Here is a 15845-nt window from a genome sequence, read left to right as displayed (position 1 = left end):
GGCGAACACTTATAGAACGTCAGGGGGCGGTGTGGAGCATCTGTTCAAATCAACGCTGGTGCTGTGCTGCTTGGCGCTGGGGGCCATGGCCCAACCCGCGCTGGCGGAGGACGCAGCGCCGGCACGCAAAGTGGACGTCAACGAGTACTTCGTGCGTGGCAATACCGTGCTTGATGCGGCCACCATCGAGGAGGCGGTGTACCCGTTCCTGGGCCCGCAAAAGACCCTCGACGATATCGAAGGCGCCCGGGACGCCTTGCAGAAGATCTACCAGGCGCGCGGTTACCAGTCGGTGTTTGTCGAGTTGCCGGAGCAGAAGGTCGATGACGGCATCGTCTATCTGCAAGTCAGCGAAACCAAGGTCGGCCGGGTACGTGTGGTCGGCGCCAAACATTACTCGCCGGTGGAAATCCGCGAGCAAGTGCCGGGCCTGGAGGAGGGCGCGGTGCCGGATTTTTCCACGGTGCAAACCCAGTTGGCCGGGCTCAATCGCAGCGCCGGGCGCCAGGTTACGCCGCTGGTGCGCGAAGGCCAGCGGCCCGGCACCATGGATGTGGATTTGCAGGTGGAAGACCAGAACCCCTGGCACGCCAGTATCGGCCTGAACAACGATTACAGCGCCGACACCGAGAAGCTGCGCTCGGTCGCGACACTGGGTTACGACAACCTGTGGCAACTGGGCCACAGCATCTCCCTGACGTACTTCACCGCCCCCCAGGACACCGACAACGCCAAGGTCTGGTCGGGCTCCTACAGCGCGCCGCTGGATGAGCGCTGGACTTTGCAGTTCTCCGGTTACCAGTCCGACAGCAACATCGCCACCATCGGCGGCAGCAACGTACTCGGTAAGGGCCATTCCTATGGGGTGTCGGCGATTTACAACCTGCCGGCCGCCGGCAATTGGGCCAATTCCTTCTCGTTCGGTATCGACTTCAAAGACTTCGACGAGCAGATGAGATTCGGTTCCAGCAGCGATCAGGTGCCGCTCAAGTACGCGCCGTTCACCCTCGGCTACAACGGCTATCGCTACACCGAACAGTCCCAGTTGGGGTTGGGCCTGAACCTGGTGGTCGGCACCCGTGCGTTCTTTGGTTACGGCAGCGACGCCGAAGAGTTCGATTACAAACGCTACAAGGCCAGCGCCAGTTTTGCCGTGCTCAAGGGCGACCTGAATTACAGCTACACCTTCGCCAACGATTGGCAGTCGGCGTCCAAGGCCGGCTTCCAATTGGCCTCGGGGCCGCTGGTGTCCAACGAGCAGTATTCCGCCGGCGGCGCCACTTCGGTGCGCGGCTACCTGGCGGCCGAACGCACCGGCGACGAAGGCTTGCTGCTGTCCCAGGAGCTGCGCACGCCGTCCCTGGCCAAGTTCCTCGGCAGTTATGTGCAGGAGTGGCGCTTTTATGCGTTCGCCGAAGGCGCGCGCCTGCGTCTGCACGACCCGCTGCTCGAGCAAGAAGACGAATACAGCCTGGCCAGTGTCGGCCTGGGCACCCGCGCCAGTTTGAGCAAATGGTTGTCCGGCAGCCTGGATTGGGGCTACCCGCTGCTCGATGGACCGAACACCCAGAAACAGGATTCGCGACTGCACTTCAGTGTGCAGGCGACGTTCTGACTTTTTCTTCCGGAGACTTCACCCATGCAACGCCTATTTCTGAGCCTGATGATCTGCCTGGGCTTCGCGCTCCCGGCCACCGCCCACGCCTGGTGGCAGGACGATTGGCACTACCGCAAACAGATTTCGGTAGACACCACCGCCCAAGGCGCCGCGATCAATCAGGCCTTGGGCCGTACCGCACTGCTGGTGCGCTTGCACACCGGCAATTTCACCTTTGACGGGGTCAAGGACGACGGCGCCGACCTGCGCTTTGTGAGTGCCGATGACAAAACCGTGCTCAATCACCAGATCGAGAGCTTTGATCCGTTGATGGGCATGGCGCTGATTTGGGTCGACGTGCCCAAGGTCGAAGGCGGCCAGCGCCAGGACATCTGGATGTACTACGGCAACCAGAAGGCCCCGGCCACCGCTAACGGCCAGCTGACGTTTGACCCGAATTACACCGCGCTCTATCACTTTGACGGCGCCAATGCCACGCCGCCACGGGACACCACGGCCTATGCCAACACGGCGCTGAACGCCACCGGCGCGAGCATCGACGGCGTAATCGGCCGCGCCTTGCAGTTCGGCGGCCAGCCGCTGTTGCTGCCGGCCAGCCCGTCGCTGCAACACGCCGCCGGTGGGGCGTTCACCGTCAGCGCCTGGTTGCGTCTGGACCAGGCCAGTGGCGAACAAATCGTCCTGGCCCGTCGCGACGGTGCCCACAGCCTGTTGCTGGGCTTGAATCAAGGCATGCCGTTTGTGGAAATCGACGGCCAGCGCGCCGTCTCGACCCAGCCGTTGAACCCCGGCCAATGGCAGCACTTGGCGTTCACCGCCGAGGGTGAAAAAGTCGCGCTGTATGTGAATGGTCGCGAAACCGCCACGCTCGCCGTCGCATTGCCGGCCTTCAATTCCCAATTCGCCATCGGTGCCGACCTGCCGGAAGCGGGCAGTACGCACTTGCCGTTCGCTGGTGCGATGGATGAGCTGCGCTTGTCCAAAGTGGCGCGCCCGGCCGCGCTGTTGCTGGCTGATGCCAGTGCCCAGGGCGCCGAGTCGAAACTGGTGGCTTACGGGGTGGATGAAGAACAGTCGGGCATGGGCTTCGGCAGCCTGGGCTTTTTGCTCAATGCCGTGCCGGTGGATGCCTGGGTCATCATCCTGGTGCTGGTGGCGATGATGTTCCAATCGTGGGTGATCATGCTGCGCAAGAACCGTCAGGTCAGCCGTGTGAGCAGTGCCAACGAGGTGTTCCGCGAGCACTTCGCGCAGATCGGCACCCGTCTGGAAATGTACGCCGACGACGCACAACTGAGTGAGCGGCTGACCCATTCCTCGCTGTGGCGCCTGTATCTGGTGGCGGTCAAGGAGATCCGCACGCGCCGTGCCCAGGGCGCCGACACCTCATCGGTGTCTGCGGCCACCATCGAAGCGATCCGCTGTTCCATGGACGGCGTGCGCACCCGTGAGAACCAGGCCCTCAGTTCCAAACTCTCGACCTTGTCCAACGCCATTGCCGGCGGCCCGTACATCGGCCTGCTCGGTACGGTGCTGGGGATCATGGTGGTGTTCCTCGGCACGGCCATGGCCGGTGACGTCAACATCAACGCCATCGCCCCCGGTATGGCGGCCGCCTTGCTGGCCACGGCCATGGGCCTGTTCGTCGCGATCCCCGCGCTGTTTGGCTACAACCGCCTGATCACGCGCAACAAGGAAGTCAGCGCCGACATGCGGGTGTTCGTCGACGAGTTCATCACCCGCCTGGCGGAGATGCACGGCGAGAGCCAGCACAGTGAAATCGCGCACCGTCGCGAACATCACGCATCGGTTCCGGCCTGAGGAGAATCGCCATGGCTTCCGTAAATACCTCCCACGACGATGACGATGATGCCGCTGTCGACAGCATCAACATCACGCCGCTGGTGGACGTGCTGATGGTGGTGTTGGTGATGTTCATCCTCACCGCCACCGCCCAGGTGTCGGGTATCCAGATTCACCTGCCCAAGGCCAGCGCTTCGGTGTCGTTGTCGGAGGCAAAGACCAAGGCCATTTCCGTCAATGACGGCGGCCAGGTGTTCCTCGACGCTTACCCGGTGACCCTCGGCGAGCTGGAAGAGCGCCTGCGCATCGAGAAAGCATTGAACCCGGATTTCCCGGTGATCGTGCGCGGCGACGCCATGGTGCAGTACCAGAAAGTGATCGAAGTGCTCGACCTGCTGCGCCGATTGGAGCTGTCCCAGGTCGGGTTGGTCACCGGCAAACCGAGCCAGGGCTGAGTCATGACTGCACAGATCCCGATCACGCCGTTGCCGGTCAAGAAAACGCCGAAGCTGCGCCCGCTGAAGTGGGGCGCCGGCTTGCTGCTGGCGGCCGTGGCGGCCTGGTTTTTATGGCAATGGGCCAATGACATGAGTGGCGTACGTCGCGAAGCGCCGAAGGTGCCGACGATTATTCCGTTGCCGCCACCGCCGCCGCCACCGCCTGAAAAGCCCAAGGAACCGGAGCCGCAAGTGGAAGAAAAAATCCCTGAGCCGGTCCCTACTCCAGAACCGGAAGAGGTCAAGCCGGCCGAGGAAGCGCCGCCTTCACCGGCCGATGACCTGGCCAACCCGATGCAGATCGATGGCGACGCCCAGTCAGGTAACGACGGTTTCAACATTGGCGCGGGCAAGGGCGGCGGCATGGCGGGTTCCGGTGGTGGTGGACTCGGTGCCGGCACTTATAAGCAGTACTTGGCCGGGGTGTTTCAACGCCTGCTGCGCGAAGACCCGGAGTTACGCAAGAAGGCTTACACGGTGCAAGCGGACTTGTGGCTTGACGCCGAAGGTGCGGTCACCCGTGCGCAGTTGGCCAAGTCCAGCGGCGATGCCGACACCGATGCCCAGGTCCTCGCCGCCTTGCGTGCGCCCCATGCCACGCAACGGGTGCCGGCCTCGGTGACGATGCCGGTACGCCTGTCCCTCAAGGGTCGGCGTCCAGATTGATCGAATGCTTTTTCAATGGTTTTTTACAGGAGTTGCGTACACATGATTTCCCCCGTGAATCGACTGACCCTGGCGGTTGGCATGGTCATCGCGACCCTGGTCGGCCAGGCGGCGGCTGCTCCGGTTGCCCCTTCGGAAAACGTCACCATCAACCTGATCCGCCTGCTGGTGCAGCAGGGCGTGCTGACCCAGGACACCGCCAACGGCCTGATCGCCCAGGCCGAAAAAGAAGCCTTGCAGGCGCGCCAGGCCAATGCGGCGCCGGTGGTTGCCAGCGGCCCGGCCGCAGCGCCTGGGGATGTGCGGGTGCAGTATGTGCCGCAAGCGGTGCGTGATCAGATCCGTGACCAGGTGAAAGCTGAAGTCATGGCCACCGCCAAGCAGGAAAACTGGGCCCAACCCAACACCTTTCCGGATTGGATCTCACGGGTGAGCTTTGATGGCGATATCCGTTTACGCGACGAATCTCGGTATTTTTCGGGCAAGAACGACGACACCATCACCGACTACGCCAAGCTCAACGATTCGGGCCCGTATGACGTCAATCCTGGCACCAATACGCGTTTTCCGCCGTTGCTCAATACCCGCGAGGACCGTGAGAACCTGTTCCGCCTGCGCGCCCGCCTGGGCATGAAAGCGGTGATTTCACCGGAATGGACCGCCGGCATTCGCCTGGGGACCGGTTCGGACAATAACCCGGTGTCCACCACCCAGACCCTGGGCGGTGGTTTCGGCAAGAAAGACATCTGGCTCGACCAGGGTTACCTGAGCTGGAAAGCCTCCGACGCGGTGACGCTGACCGGCGGGCGTATCGGCAACCCGTTCTATTCCACTGACATGATGTATTCCAACGACCTCAATTTCGACGGCGTGGCGGCGATTTTCAATCACAGCCTCAACAGCGAGTGGGGCCTGTTCGGCACCCTTGGTGCGTTCCCGGTCGAGTACACCTCCGACACCGCCAGCAGCAACGGCGTCGACAAGCAGGACAGCGAGACCAAATGGCTGTTTGGCGGGCAGATCGGCGCGGACTGGAAGATCAGCCGCAGCAACAAACTCAAGCTGGCCGCCGCGTACTACCAATTCCAGGACATCGAAGGCGAACGTTCCAGCCCGTGCTCACCGTGGGCAGGCCAACCCGGTTGCGACACTGATGGCTCGCGGGTGGCGTTTATGCAAAAGGGCAACAGCGTGTTCAACCTGCGCAACATCACGCCTAACCCGGCCACACCCGGCCTTACGCCGGAGCCGCAATACGTCGGCCTGGCGTCCAAGTTCAATGTGCTGGACCTCAACGCGGTCTGGGACAGCGAGTTGCCCAGCGACTTGAAGCTGCGCAGCCAGGGCAACTTCATTCACAACCTGGCCTACGACAAGGGCGAAATGCTCAAGCGCAGCGAAGGCCAGATCGTCAACAACCTCAACAGCGACGGCCAGTTTGAAAGTGGCGGCAATGCCTTGATGGTCTCGTTCACCCTCGGCAGCGCGCTGGAGATGCGCAAGCGTGGCGACTGGAACGTGCTGGCCGGCTACAAATACATCCAACCCGACGCCTTGCCCGACGGCTTCAATGACTCCTCGTTCCACCTGGGCGGCACCAATGCCAAGGGCTATTTCATTGGCGCCAACTACGGCATCGAAAAGAACATCTACGCCAGCGCACGTTGGTTGAGCGCCTCCGAAGTCTACGGCCAGCCGTTTGAGGTGGATGTGATGCAACTGGAACTCAACACGCGCTTTTGATGCGCAGGGAGATGCCACATGAACACGCGAATCTGCGGGCTGTTGTTGCTGTTCGTCGCCAGCGGCGCTTGCGCCGAAGGCATGGAGGAACGTCTGCGTACCCAACTGCGCAGCACTACCCAGCAATTGCAGGCGTTGCAAAGCGAGCAGGCCCAGGCCAGTGCCGCGCGCATCGCCGCCGAAACCCAGGCCAAGCAGGCCCAGGCCCAGATCAAGCAGTTGACGGCTGAGCTGGAAAGGACCCGTGGCATGGCCGAGCAACTGGCCGGCCAGCAACAAAGCCTGCACAGCCAGGCGCAAGCCCAGGTGAATGCGAGCAACGAGCAGATTGGCAAGTTCAAGAAGGCCTATGACGAGTTGCTGGTGCTGGCCAAGGGCAAGGAAACCGAGCGTGCGCGGTTGCAAGCGCAATTGAGCGAACGTGACACACAAGTGCAGCAATGTTCAGTCAAGAATCAACAAATGTACGGCGTGGCCCAGCAGTTGCTCGCGGCCTACGAAAAAATCGATGTGGCTGAGGTGATGAGTATTCGCCAGCCGTTCGCCAGCAGCGCGCGGGTCAAGTTCGAGGAACTGGCCCAGGGTTTTGGCGACGATTTGTACAAGAGCCGTTTTGATGCGCCCCAGGCGGGCGTCACCCACTGATCGACAAGGAAGAACAGACCATGAGCGAATTGATCACCAGCGTTAGCGTCCAGAGCCTCACCGAGCTGTTGCAGGAAGCCGGCTACCGGGTCAACCAATCCGAACAGAACGGCATCGTGCAGTTGCTCAGCGCCAGCCAGGGCATCGGCTTTGCCGTGCGCTTCGGCAACCCGGCGGCCGAGCAGGGCAGCTATGTGGACTTCACCTACAGCTGCGCGCTGCGGGTCCAGGGCGAATTGCCCGAAGGCTTGGCCCAGGTGTGGAATGCCTCGCGCCGTTTTGCGCGGTTGTCGGTGCAGGGTGAATTCCTATTGATGGAAATGGACGTGGTGGTGGCCGGCGTTGGCGCCACGCACCTGCGCAGTCAGTTGGAATTGTGGGACCGTCTGTTGCAGGAATTCATCGTCTACCTGCGTGAATACAGCCAGCACGCGGCGCAGTTGCAGGCCGCCGCGGTTGGGGAAGAGGCGCCTGTCCTGTGAAAAAGCCGACACTGATGGTCGGCGCGGGCGCGTTGGCCCTGCTGGTGGTGGCAGTGGCGTTGAGCCTGCGACCGGGCAGCGACCCGGTGGCGGCGCAACAACCGGCGCCGGTGATCAGCCCTGCGTCAACCGGGCCGGCGGTTGCGCGCCTGGGCAACCAGCAGATCGACCTGCCGGAACTGAAAAACGTACTCGCCAGCCTGCCGGCTGAGTCCCGCGAACAATTGCGTGGCAACCGTGGCGCCTTGGAAACCTGGATCCGCTCGCGTCTGGCGCAAAAAGCCGTGCTGGAACAGGCCGACGCCCAAGGCTGGCGCCAACGCCCGGAGGTGGAGCAACAGACCCGCGCCGCCACCGAGCAGATCGTGTTTCGCGACTACATGTTGTCGGTCAGTAAAGTCCCGGCCGATTACCCCAGCGCCGCCGAATTGCAACAGGCCTACGACAGCGGCAAGGCGCAATGGGTGACGCCGCCGTTGTACCGGGTGAGCCAGATTTTCCTCGCCGTGAATGACCCGCAAACCCTCGATGCCGTGCGGCGCCAGGCCCAGGAGTTGAGCCGCAAGGCCCAGGCCGCGCCAGCCGATTTTGCGGCCTTGGCCACGCAGTTTTCCCAGGACCCGGACAGCGCCGCGCGCGGAGGTGATTCGGGGATGCAGCCGTTGCAGCAACTGGTGCCGCAAGTACGCGAGGCGGTGTCGCGACTCAAGGTCGGCGCGGTGTCGGACGTGGTGCAGAGCCCGGCGGGGTTCCATGTACTGAAGTTGATCGGCCAACAACCGGCGCGCACCGCCAGCCTCGATGAGCTGCGTGAACGCCTGACCCAGGCCCTGCGTGCCCAGCGTCAAGAGCAGATCGCCAAGGCTTACCTTGAAGGCATGCTCAACACCGCGACCTTGAGCATCGACGGCGCCGAGTTGAACAAAGTATTGGAGTAATACCCGTCCACCCGCATTGGATGCCCAGACCAACAAGACAGGGAGTCTCAAATGGCATTACTGGAACCGTCCGGCCCTCAGGGCACCGCCGCCTATCCCGCGGCGGCCGAGCCGCGCAGCCATTGGCTGGCCCTGGCCCATGAGATTGACCCGGAGGTGGCGCGCTACTTTCTGGTGAGCGCGCGCTGCGGCTGCTTTATGCAGGCGGCGCGCAGCCTGAACATCAAGGCGACGCTGCTGCGCAAGCGCCTGGCGCAACTGGAAGAGCACTTGCGCCACGTGTTGTTCAGTTACCAGGGCAATGGGCTGGTGCTCAGTCGGGACGGCCAGCAATTGCAGGCGCAACTGATCGCTCTGGCCCATGAACGACGCCTGCCGGTGGTGGAACAGCCGCTGATCCGCGTGGCGGTGGCCGAACCGATCCTGCATGACATCCTCGGCCGCGATTTGATCGCCTTGCTGCGCCGCAACGCCAGCGTGCGCCTGGAGATCATCTCCATCGACAGCCAACTGTCCCTGCAAGCGGTGGACGTGGATGTGGTGGTGTGGTTGTCGGACAGCGACAGCCCGATGCCCGGCCCGGGCTTTGTCACCGAACCGCCGAGGGCCCTGGCGCGCCTGCAGTACTTGCCGCACATTGCCAAGCGCTACTCGCGGCTGACCACGCGCCCGGACAGCGTGGAAGACCTCGCTGACTACATGCTGGTGCAATGGCAACCCGATGCGCAGGTCGAGGCCTTGCAGCCATGGAACCACGTGGTGGAGCAGCGCCTCGCCGCCGTGGTGCAGGTGCATGCGTATTCGCTGATGCTGGAGATGATCCGCTGCGGCGCCTGCATCGGGTTGCTGCCGCACTACATGAGCAGTTTCGACCGAGGTCTGGTGGCCTTGCCGGGGTTGTTGGCCGAGAGCATGCAGCGCCAGGTGTGGCTGGCGGTGAATGCACAGGTGCAGGATGCCGAGGCGGTGCAGATGATTGTGGCGTTGATCGTCAGTACGTTCGAAGGCCGCCGCGAGTGGTTTGATTGACTGCACATGTTCAATGAGATGGCCCGTAGCAGAGGAATTGCGGGGCTGGTTTCACCGTTGCAGCACACCACGAAAGGTTGCGCTCAGGGCGCGCAACGTTTCCCTGGAGCGTGCGTCACTGATACGGCTGTAAAGCACCACTTCACTGACGGGCAACGCCGGCAACCCATATTGCTCGCTCACCTCCACCGCGCCAGCGGGTGCCACGCGGTGGGCGAGGGCGGCGACGCCGAGGCCGGCGCTGACTGCCGCACCCACGGCCATCACACCGCCGCCGACGAATACTTCGGTCCAGTCGATGCACGCCGCATCCAGTGCGCGTGTGGCCAAGTGGCGAACGCCGCAGGGCGCGGCCATGGTCGCCATGCGCAGTGGCGTGCCGGCGCTGTGCTGCCAGGTGGGCGCGGCGAACCAGCCAAAGCGTTCCACCACCAAGACTTCGCCGTCCTGGCGGTCGCCCTCGTTGCGCACGATGACCGCGTCCAGCTCGTTGCGATCGAAGGCCGCGACCAGGTCGCGGGAGGAGGCGATGCGCACTTCGAGGATCACCAAAGGGTCATAGGCGGCCAGGCGGCTGAGCCAGGCCGGCAAGTCCGGGCCGGCGACATGGTCGCTGATGCCGATCACCAGGCGACGCGGTGCGTGGGTGCCCATGTCGCCCAGCGCGCGTTCATGGGCGTTGAGCAGCGCACGCGCGGCCACGATGAACTGCTCGCCCTGGGGCGACAGCCGCACATGCCGTGGCGTGCGCTCAAGCAGACGATAGCCGAGGCGCTCTTCAAGGCGCTTGAGCTTAAGGCTGATCGCGGCCTGGGAAGTGTCGAGGGCCTCGGCGGCACGGGTGAAACTGCCGAAATCGGCCACCAGTACGAAGGCGTGCACGGTGTCGATGTCCAGAGGTTTGAGCGCGTCAGTCATATCAAATCCTTATCGCACCTATATTCGGTCATATCTTGTTGAAATCATCGCGGATGCGCAAGCTGATACCTCATCTTGCCTGGGAGCTTCCTGATGTTCGCCAAACAGTATTCACACCGCTTACCCGCCGATTACGACATGAACGTGATTCGCCGACGTGCCACGCAGTTGGGGCCGTTGTGGGATCACGCTGAAGGGTTGCTGTTCAAGGCGTTTATCGCCCAGGAGACTGGCGGCAATGTGTATTCCTCGGTGTACCTGTGGGCCGACCCGTTGCAGGCCGCTGACTTTTTGCTGGGGGAGCGTTTCCAGAAAGTGCTCGACAGCTTCGGTCGTCCGCATATCGAGAGTTGGCTGCCGCTGGATGTACAACGTGGCCCTGCGCAGAACGCGCTGAGTCTGTATCGGGAGGAACGGCCGCTGGCGCCTGGCGTGGACCGCGCGGGCATCTTGGCCGATGAGAAACGACGGAATCAGCAGTTGGCGGATAGCAACGACACGTTCGCGGTGTTCCTCGCGCTGGACGTACAAGCGTGGCGCTTGGTGCGGTTTACGCTGTCGGCCAAAACGTTGGATGCCGAGCACCCAGGCACGGGCTACCAGGTGCTCTATCTGGCACAAGGCGTTGCGCCCCAGTGATAACTGCGCCAGTCTTGGTGGCCTTAATCCTTGTCGTTGAAACAATCCGTGATCCAGGCCACCCGTTTGACACTCATCTGCCATGCCGCCACGCCTCTGCAAAAGCGCGGGCGTTTTCCGGACGACGAGGCGGTGGCGATGGATTGGCATGGCGCGGCGCTGTCCCTCGCCGGGCGTTATAAGAAACCCCGGCGTTTGTTGTGCGGGCCGGAAGTGCGTACACGGCAGACAGCCGGCTTGTTCGGCGATGACGCAGGAATCGAAGACGCCCTGCGTGACGCGGATTTCGGCCAGTGGAAAGGCCAGGCCATCAGCCAACTGAATGGCGATCAGTTAAACACCTGGCTCACTGACAGCACGTGCGCACCCCATGGCGGCGAGTCGGTGGATGACGTTTGCACACGTGTCGCGCAGTGGATGAAATCCCTCGAAACCCAACCCGGCCATGTGGTCGCCATTACGCACCCCTTTGTGATCCGCGCCGCACTGCTGTACGTCATGCAGTTCCCGCTGTCGATGTTCTACCTCATCGACGTCGAAGCGTTGTCGGCCACTGAACTTCGCTTCAACAAGGTCTGGCGCTTGCGCCTGGAAACTCACGCCCAGGCGCGTGAACATGGCAAAATCCACGCCCCGCAATGAGAGCAACCCATGAAACGCATCCTGATCATCGGCATTGGCGCCGGCAACCCTGACTACATCACGATGCAGGCCGTGAAGGCGCTGAACCGCACCGACGTGTTTTTCCTGATGGACAAGGGCCAGAGCAAAGACAAGTTGATCGACCTGCGCCGTGAGATTTGCGAGACCTACATCACCGAGCCCGGCTACCGCTTTGTCGAGGCCGATTGCCCCGAGCGTGTGCGCGGCGATATCGACTACACCACCGCTGTGCAGGACCTCAACCGTGACAAGCAGGCCACCTTCGAGCGCATGATCAATGAGGAAATGGCCGACGGCGAAGTCGGCGCATTCCTGGCCTGGGGCGACCCGGCGCTATACGACAGCACCATTCGCATCTTGCAGGCGATCCTGGCCACTGGCCGGTGCACGTTCGAGTTTGAAGTGATCCCCGGCATCACCAGTGTGCAGGCCTTGGCGGCCCAGCATAAGGTGGCGCTGAACCGTATCGGCAAGTCCGTCGAAATCACCACGGGACGCAGGCTGGCGGCGGGGCAGGCCAGCGATGCCGACACCCTGGTGGTCATGCTCGACGCGGAAGATTCCTACCGCACGGTGGCGGATCAGGGCCTCGATATTTACTGGGGCGCCTACCTGGGCACGCCTGATGAAATCCTCATCAGCGGCAAAGTCAGCGAAGTGGCTGAAGAGATTGAGCGGGTGCGCAAGGCGGCGCGCCTTGAGAATGGCTGGATCATGGACACCTATTTATTGCGCAAACCCTGAGGTCATTTCCCATGCTCAAACTGTTTGCCCTGGCGCTGACCCTGATGGCTGGCGTTGCTCACGCCGATTCCGAGTTGCACACCGATTTGCCGCTGGCGTACCTGGAACAGACCCAGAGCGATGCGCGCAACGAGCCGCTGGTGATTTTCCTGCACGGGTTCGGCAGTAATGAGGAGGACCTGTTCGGGATCAAGGACGCGCTGCCGTCCACTTGGACCTACCTGTCGGTCCGCGCGCCGATGCCGGTGGAGCCCAATGGCTTCCGCTGGTTTACCAAGACTCCGGGGGACGGCGATTACGATGGGGTGACGGCCGATTTGCAGAGCAGCGCTGCGCTGATCAGGGACTTTGTCGGCAAAGCCACCGTCAAGTATCACACCCAGCCTGATCGTGTGTTTTTGGTAGGTTTCAGCCAGGGCGCGATCATGACGTATGAGGTGGCTTTACGTGACCCGCAGTTGGTGCGCGGCATCGCGGCACTGAGTGGCAGCCTGCTGCCGGTGCTCAAGGCTGAGCTCAAGCCGGACGAGCGTCTGGACAAACTGGCGATCTTTATCGGCCATGGCACCCTGGACCAGGCGCTGCCGTATGCGTCGGCGACGCGGGCGAATGAGGTGTTGGTGGGGCTGGGGTTGAAGCCGGAGTTTCATGGCTATCCAGGGATGAACCACACCGTCAGTGAGACGGAAGTGCAAGACCTGAAGGCCTGGTTGGAAACGAATTTGAAGTGAGCGCGTTGAACAAATGTGGGAGGGGGCATGCCCCTTCCACTTTTGATTGGCGTCGTCAGGACTGCTGGTTACTTGCCGCCAGTGATTTGTTTCACCAGTTCAGCATGTCCTTTTGCATCATCGGCCCGTGAAATCGCCTGGATCACCAGCAGGTGATTGCCTGAACCGCCGAGGAATGTGGAGTTCAAGGTTTTACCGCCGCCTTGGGTGGCGGTGCTGTCTACCTGGCGGAGGCCTAGGCCCTTGAAAGTCAGTTTTTTCTCACTTTGTTTTTTGAAGTCTGGCAGGGCGGCGCTCTGGTCCTTGACGAAGCCGGCCACGGCGCCGTCGAGGAATTGTGGGTCGTTGTCCTTAATGCTAACCCCGTCGTTACGCACGGTTTCGGCGACGATCACTACACTTTTCGTGGTCTTGTTGGCGTACATCGTGCCTTGGGTGTCGGCAGTGCCATCTTCAGCCTTACCCGACGGCAGGGTGTCGGCGGTGTAGGCCTTGGGCAGGCTGAAGGTGAACTTGCCGCCCAAGGTGGAGATGGTTTGCACGGTCGGCTTGGCAGCGGCGAATACGCTGCCGGCGGTAAGCGCGAGGGCCAGCAGGGCGGCGGTCTTGGTGAAAGTGGCCATGAAGCGCTCCAGGGATGAACGAAATTGCGCCGTATTCTGTCAGAAAATTCGCAAGATCGTTCATCGCTAGCCTCACACCTTGTCGGACTCTTCCTCAAGTCTGTCCATCTCAAACAGCCGCGCCAGTTCCGTACGGGCTTCCTGGGCGGTCTGCATCACTTTGGCTGCGTCGTCGTACACCGCGTGCTGGGCAGCGAGTACTTGCAGGTCGTGGTTCTTGAACCGGTTGATGCGCGCATCAGCTTGGGCTTGGGTCAGCCCCAGACCTACCAGGGTGCGGCGGCTCATTTCCAGGCTGGAGTAGAACGTCTCGCGAACGGGCGAGGCGTCCAGGTCCACCAGGCGGTGCACATGCTGGCGGTTACGTGCGCGGGCGATGATTTTCATGTGCGGGTAGAGGGTGCGCACCAGCTCGGCGGTCTTGATGTTGATCTCCGGGTCGTCCATGGCGATCACAAAGAACTCGGCCTGGTCGACCTTGGCCGCGTGCAGGATCTCGGGGCGCTGCGGGTCGCCGTAGAACACCGGCATGCCGCCGAAACTGCGGGTCAGTTCGATGGTTTCCACCGAGGTGTCGAGGGCGATGAACGAGATGTTCTGGGCGCGCAGGATCCGCGCCACAATCTGGCCCATACGGCCCATGCCGGCGATGACCACACGCGGCGCATCGCTTTCGATGGCGCGGTACTCCTCGGGCACTTCCACCGGCTTGACCTTGGGCTTGAACAGCTTCGGGCACACCAGCAACAGCAGCGGCGTCACGGCCATGGACAGGGTGATGGTCAGCACCAGGATGTCGTAGAGATGGGGTTCGAACAGGCCCTGGTCGCGGCCGATCTTGAACACCACGAAGGCGAATTCACCGCCGGCGGCCAGTACCACGCCCAGGCGCAGGGCGCTTTCGCGATTGAGGTCTCCCACCATCCGGCCCACGGCGTACAGCAGCGGTAGCTTGAGGCCAATCAGCAGCAGGGTCAGGCCGATCACTACCAGGGGCGAGCTGAGCAACAGGCTGAGGTTGGCGCCCATGCCCACGCTGATAAAGAACAGTCCCAGCAACAGGCCCTTGAACGGTTCGATCTGGGATTCCAGTTCGTGGCGGTATTCCGAATCCGCCAGCAGCAGGCCGGCGAGGAAGGCGCCGAGGGCCATGGACACGCCCACCAGTTCCATCAGCCAGGCTGTGCCGATCACTACCAGCAGCGCGGTGGCAGTGGACACTTCGCGCAGGCCAGTCTTGGCGACGATGCGAAACACTGGCCGCAGCAGGTAGCGCCCGCCAATGATCACCACAGCGATGCTGCCGAGGATCTGCAGGACGTGTTGCACGCCCTGGGCTTCGGTGGTCGGGTGGTCGCTGCCGGCCAGCAGCGGCACCATGGCGATCAGCGGGATGGCCGCGATGTCCTGGAACAGCAGGATGGCAAACGCCAGCCGGCCGTGGGGCTGGTTGAGCTCCTTGCGCTCGGCAAGGCTTTGCAGGCCAAACGCGGTGGACGACAGCGCCAGGCCCAGGCCCAGCACGATGGCGCTGTTCCAGGCCTGGCCAAATACCCAGAGCGCCACTGCGGCCATGACCAGCCCGGTCAACAGCACCTGGGCCAGGCCGACACCAAACACCGCCTTGCGCATCACCCACAGTCGCTTGGGCGACAGTTCCAGACCAATGATGAACAGCAGCAACACCACTCCCAGCTCCGAAAACTGCGCCACGCTTTGCGGGTTGCCTATCAGGCCCAGCACCGATGGACCAATGATCACACCAGCAAACAGATAGCCCAACACCGCGCCCAATTGCAGGCGCTTGGCCAGGGGCACGGTCAGCACGGCCGCGAGCAGGAACACCACGGCTGCTTGTAACAGGTTGCCTTCATGGGGCATTGCGAACTCCAGGATCTTCAAAACCAGTCATCAGGCGTGTATTAGAGCGCTTTTTACATTTTGAAAATTGTATTTTTGAGGCAGATATCAATGAATGCTGGACGGAACTCTCATTTACAGGGAACCCAAAAATATCATTCGGATTCAATTCATAAAATTTTTGAAGGCGGATGCTGTTTCGTCTAACAAGATCTGCTGCCGTATCTGCCAGGTATTTTCTGCGCG

General features: G+C 62.2%; 16 protein-coding genes. 13 read left to right on the top strand and 3 right to left on the bottom strand.

Annotation, left to right across the window (positions count from 1 at the left end; translation table 11 throughout):
* Positions 1-31: 31 nt before the first annotated feature.
* From BW43_RS20565 to BW43_RS20605, 9 genes are read left to right on the top strand one after another with little or no spacing between them, the layout of a single operon-like run.
* On the top strand, positions 32-1615 hold the full coding sequence (locus BW43_RS20565; protein WP_032885395.1) for a ShlB/FhaC/HecB family hemolysin secretion/activation protein: 1584 nt from the start codon (positions 32-34) through the stop codon (positions 1613-1615).
* A 24-nt stretch (positions 1616-1639) separates the two neighbouring features.
* The gene (locus BW43_RS20570; protein ID WP_032885394.1) at positions 1640-3439 is read left to right on the top strand and encodes a DUF2341 domain-containing protein; all 1800 of its coding nucleotides are present in this window, start codon (positions 1640-1642) and stop codon (positions 3437-3439) included.
* Positions 3440-3450: 11 nt separating this feature from the next.
* The gene (locus BW43_RS20575) at positions 3451-3876 is read left to right on the top strand and encodes a biopolymer transporter ExbD (RefSeq protein ID WP_016980095.1); all 426 of its coding nucleotides are present in this window, start codon (positions 3451-3453) and stop codon (positions 3874-3876) included.
* A 3-nt stretch (positions 3877-3879) separates the two neighbouring features.
* Positions 3880-4584: an energy transducer TonB gene (locus BW43_RS20580; RefSeq protein ID WP_032885393.1), complete on the top strand. Its 705-nt coding sequence runs from the start codon at positions 3880-3882 to the stop codon at positions 4582-4584.
* A 42-nt stretch (positions 4585-4626) separates the two neighbouring features.
* Positions 4627-6327, top strand: a complete 1701-nt coding sequence (locus BW43_RS20585) for a putative porin (RefSeq protein ID WP_032885392.1) — start codon at positions 4627-4629, stop codon at positions 6325-6327.
* Between the two features lie 18 nt (positions 6328-6345).
* Positions 6346-6972, top strand: a complete 627-nt coding sequence (locus tag BW43_RS20590; protein WP_032885391.1) for a hypothetical protein — start codon at positions 6346-6348, stop codon at positions 6970-6972.
* A gap of 20 nt (positions 6973-6992) precedes the next feature.
* The gene (locus BW43_RS20595) at positions 6993-7454 is read left to right on the top strand and encodes a YbjN domain-containing protein (protein WP_032885390.1); all 462 of its coding nucleotides are present in this window, start codon (positions 6993-6995) and stop codon (positions 7452-7454) included.
* Positions 7451-8392: a peptidylprolyl isomerase gene (locus BW43_RS20600; protein WP_032885389.1), complete on the top strand. Its 942-nt coding sequence runs from the start codon at positions 7451-7453 to the stop codon at positions 8390-8392. Before BW43_RS20595 ends, BW43_RS20600 begins: the two co-directional genes overlap by 4 nt.
* A 51-nt stretch (positions 8393-8443) precedes the next feature.
* Positions 8444-9421 carry a LysR family transcriptional regulator gene (locus BW43_RS20605; RefSeq protein ID WP_032885388.1) on the top strand — a complete coding sequence of 326 codons (978 nt, stop codon included), beginning with the start codon at positions 8444-8446 and terminating at the stop codon, positions 9419-9421.
* A gap of 51 nt (positions 9422-9472) precedes the next feature.
* Here BW43_RS20605 and BW43_RS20610 read toward each other — a convergent pair whose 3' ends face one another.
* The gene (locus BW43_RS20610; protein ID WP_032885387.1) at positions 9473-10339 is read right to left on the bottom strand and encodes a LysR family transcriptional regulator; all 867 of its coding nucleotides are present in this window, start codon (positions 10337-10339) and stop codon (positions 9473-9475) included.
* A 93-nt stretch (positions 10340-10432) separates the two neighbouring features.
* Between BW43_RS20610 and BW43_RS20615 the strand changes: the two genes are divergently transcribed.
* The 4 genes from BW43_RS20615 to BW43_RS20630 are packed head-to-tail and all read left to right on the top strand — an operon-like array spanning position 10433 to position 13116.
* Entirely contained in the window at positions 10433-10978 is a 546-nt protein-coding gene (locus BW43_RS20615; RefSeq protein WP_032885386.1) for a DUF4865 family protein, read from the top strand.
* Between the two features lie 51 nt (positions 10979-11029).
* A complete protein-coding gene (locus tag BW43_RS20620; RefSeq protein ID WP_032885417.1) occupies positions 11030-11620 on the top strand; it encodes a histidine phosphatase family protein in 591 nt (196 codons plus the stop codon).
* 9 nt (positions 11621-11629) lie between these two features.
* The gene (cobF, locus tag BW43_RS20625) at positions 11630-12385 is read left to right on the top strand and encodes a precorrin-6A synthase (deacetylating) (RefSeq protein WP_032885385.1); all 756 of its coding nucleotides are present in this window, start codon (positions 11630-11632) and stop codon (positions 12383-12385) included.
* Positions 12386-12396: 11 nt separating this feature from the next.
* The gene (locus BW43_RS20630; protein WP_032885384.1) at positions 12397-13116 is read left to right on the top strand and encodes an alpha/beta hydrolase; all 720 of its coding nucleotides are present in this window, start codon (positions 12397-12399) and stop codon (positions 13114-13116) included.
* 68 nt (positions 13117-13184) lie between these two features.
* On the opposite strand, the gene BW43_RS20635 is transcribed toward BW43_RS20630, so the two are convergent.
* Both BW43_RS20635 and BW43_RS20640 read right to left on the bottom strand, forming a co-directional pair.
* Positions 13185-13739, bottom strand: a complete 555-nt coding sequence (locus BW43_RS20635) for a hypothetical protein (protein ID WP_032885383.1) — start codon at positions 13737-13739, stop codon at positions 13185-13187.
* Between the two features lie 72 nt (positions 13740-13811).
* Positions 13812-15620, bottom strand: coding sequence for a monovalent cation:proton antiporter-2 (CPA2) family protein (locus tag BW43_RS20640; protein ID WP_032885382.1), 1809 nt, complete (start codon positions 15618-15620; stop codon positions 13812-13814).
* Between the last annotated feature and the right edge of the window lie 225 nt (positions 15621-15845).

Origin of the sequence: Pseudomonas sp. RIT357, assembly GCF_000632245.1 — a bacterium.
Taxonomy (GTDB): domain Bacteria; phylum Pseudomonadota; class Gammaproteobacteria; order Pseudomonadales; family Pseudomonadaceae; genus Aquipseudomonas; species Aquipseudomonas sivasensis.
This window is presented reverse-complemented; position numbering and strand designations above follow the sequence as displayed.

Excerpts from the sequence above, each read along its gene's own strand:
- BW43_RS20570 (WP_032885394.1), top strand. The coding sequence starts at position 1,640 with ATGCAACGCCTATTTCTGAGCCTGATGATCTGCCTGGGCTTCGCGCTC.
- BW43_RS20575 (WP_016980095.1), top strand. The coding sequence starts at position 3,451 with ATGGCTTCCGTAAATACCTCCCACGACGATGACGATGATGCCGCTGTC.
- BW43_RS20580 (WP_032885393.1), top strand. The coding sequence starts at position 3,880 with ATGACTGCACAGATCCCGATCACGCCGTTGCCGGTCAAGAAAACGCCG.
- BW43_RS20585 (WP_032885392.1), top strand. The coding sequence starts at position 4,627 with ATGATTTCCCCCGTGAATCGACTGACCCTGGCGGTTGGCATGGTCATC.
- BW43_RS20590 (WP_032885391.1), top strand. The coding sequence starts at position 6,346 with ATGAACACGCGAATCTGCGGGCTGTTGTTGCTGTTCGTCGCCAGCGGC.
- BW43_RS20595 (WP_032885390.1), top strand. The coding sequence starts at position 6,993 with ATGAGCGAATTGATCACCAGCGTTAGCGTCCAGAGCCTCACCGAGCTG.
- BW43_RS20605 (WP_032885388.1), top strand. The coding sequence starts at position 8,444 with ATGGCATTACTGGAACCGTCCGGCCCTCAGGGCACCGCCGCCTATCCC.
- BW43_RS20610 (WP_032885387.1), bottom strand. The coding sequence starts at position 10,339 with ATGACTGACGCGCTCAAACCTCTGGACATCGACACCGTGCACGCCTTC.
- BW43_RS20615 (WP_032885386.1), top strand. The coding sequence starts at position 10,433 with ATGTTCGCCAAACAGTATTCACACCGCTTACCCGCCGATTACGACATG.
- cobF (WP_032885385.1), top strand. The coding sequence starts at position 11,630 with ATGAAACGCATCCTGATCATCGGCATTGGCGCCGGCAACCCTGACTAC.
- BW43_RS20630 (WP_032885384.1), top strand. The coding sequence starts at position 12,397 with ATGCTCAAACTGTTTGCCCTGGCGCTGACCCTGATGGCTGGCGTTGCT.
- BW43_RS20635 (WP_032885383.1), bottom strand. The coding sequence starts at position 13,739 with ATGGCCACTTTCACCAAGACCGCCGCCCTGCTGGCCCTCGCGCTTACC.
- BW43_RS20640 (WP_032885382.1), bottom strand. The coding sequence starts at position 15,620 with ATGCCCCATGAAGGCAACCTGTTACAAGCAGCCGTGGTGTTCCTGCTC.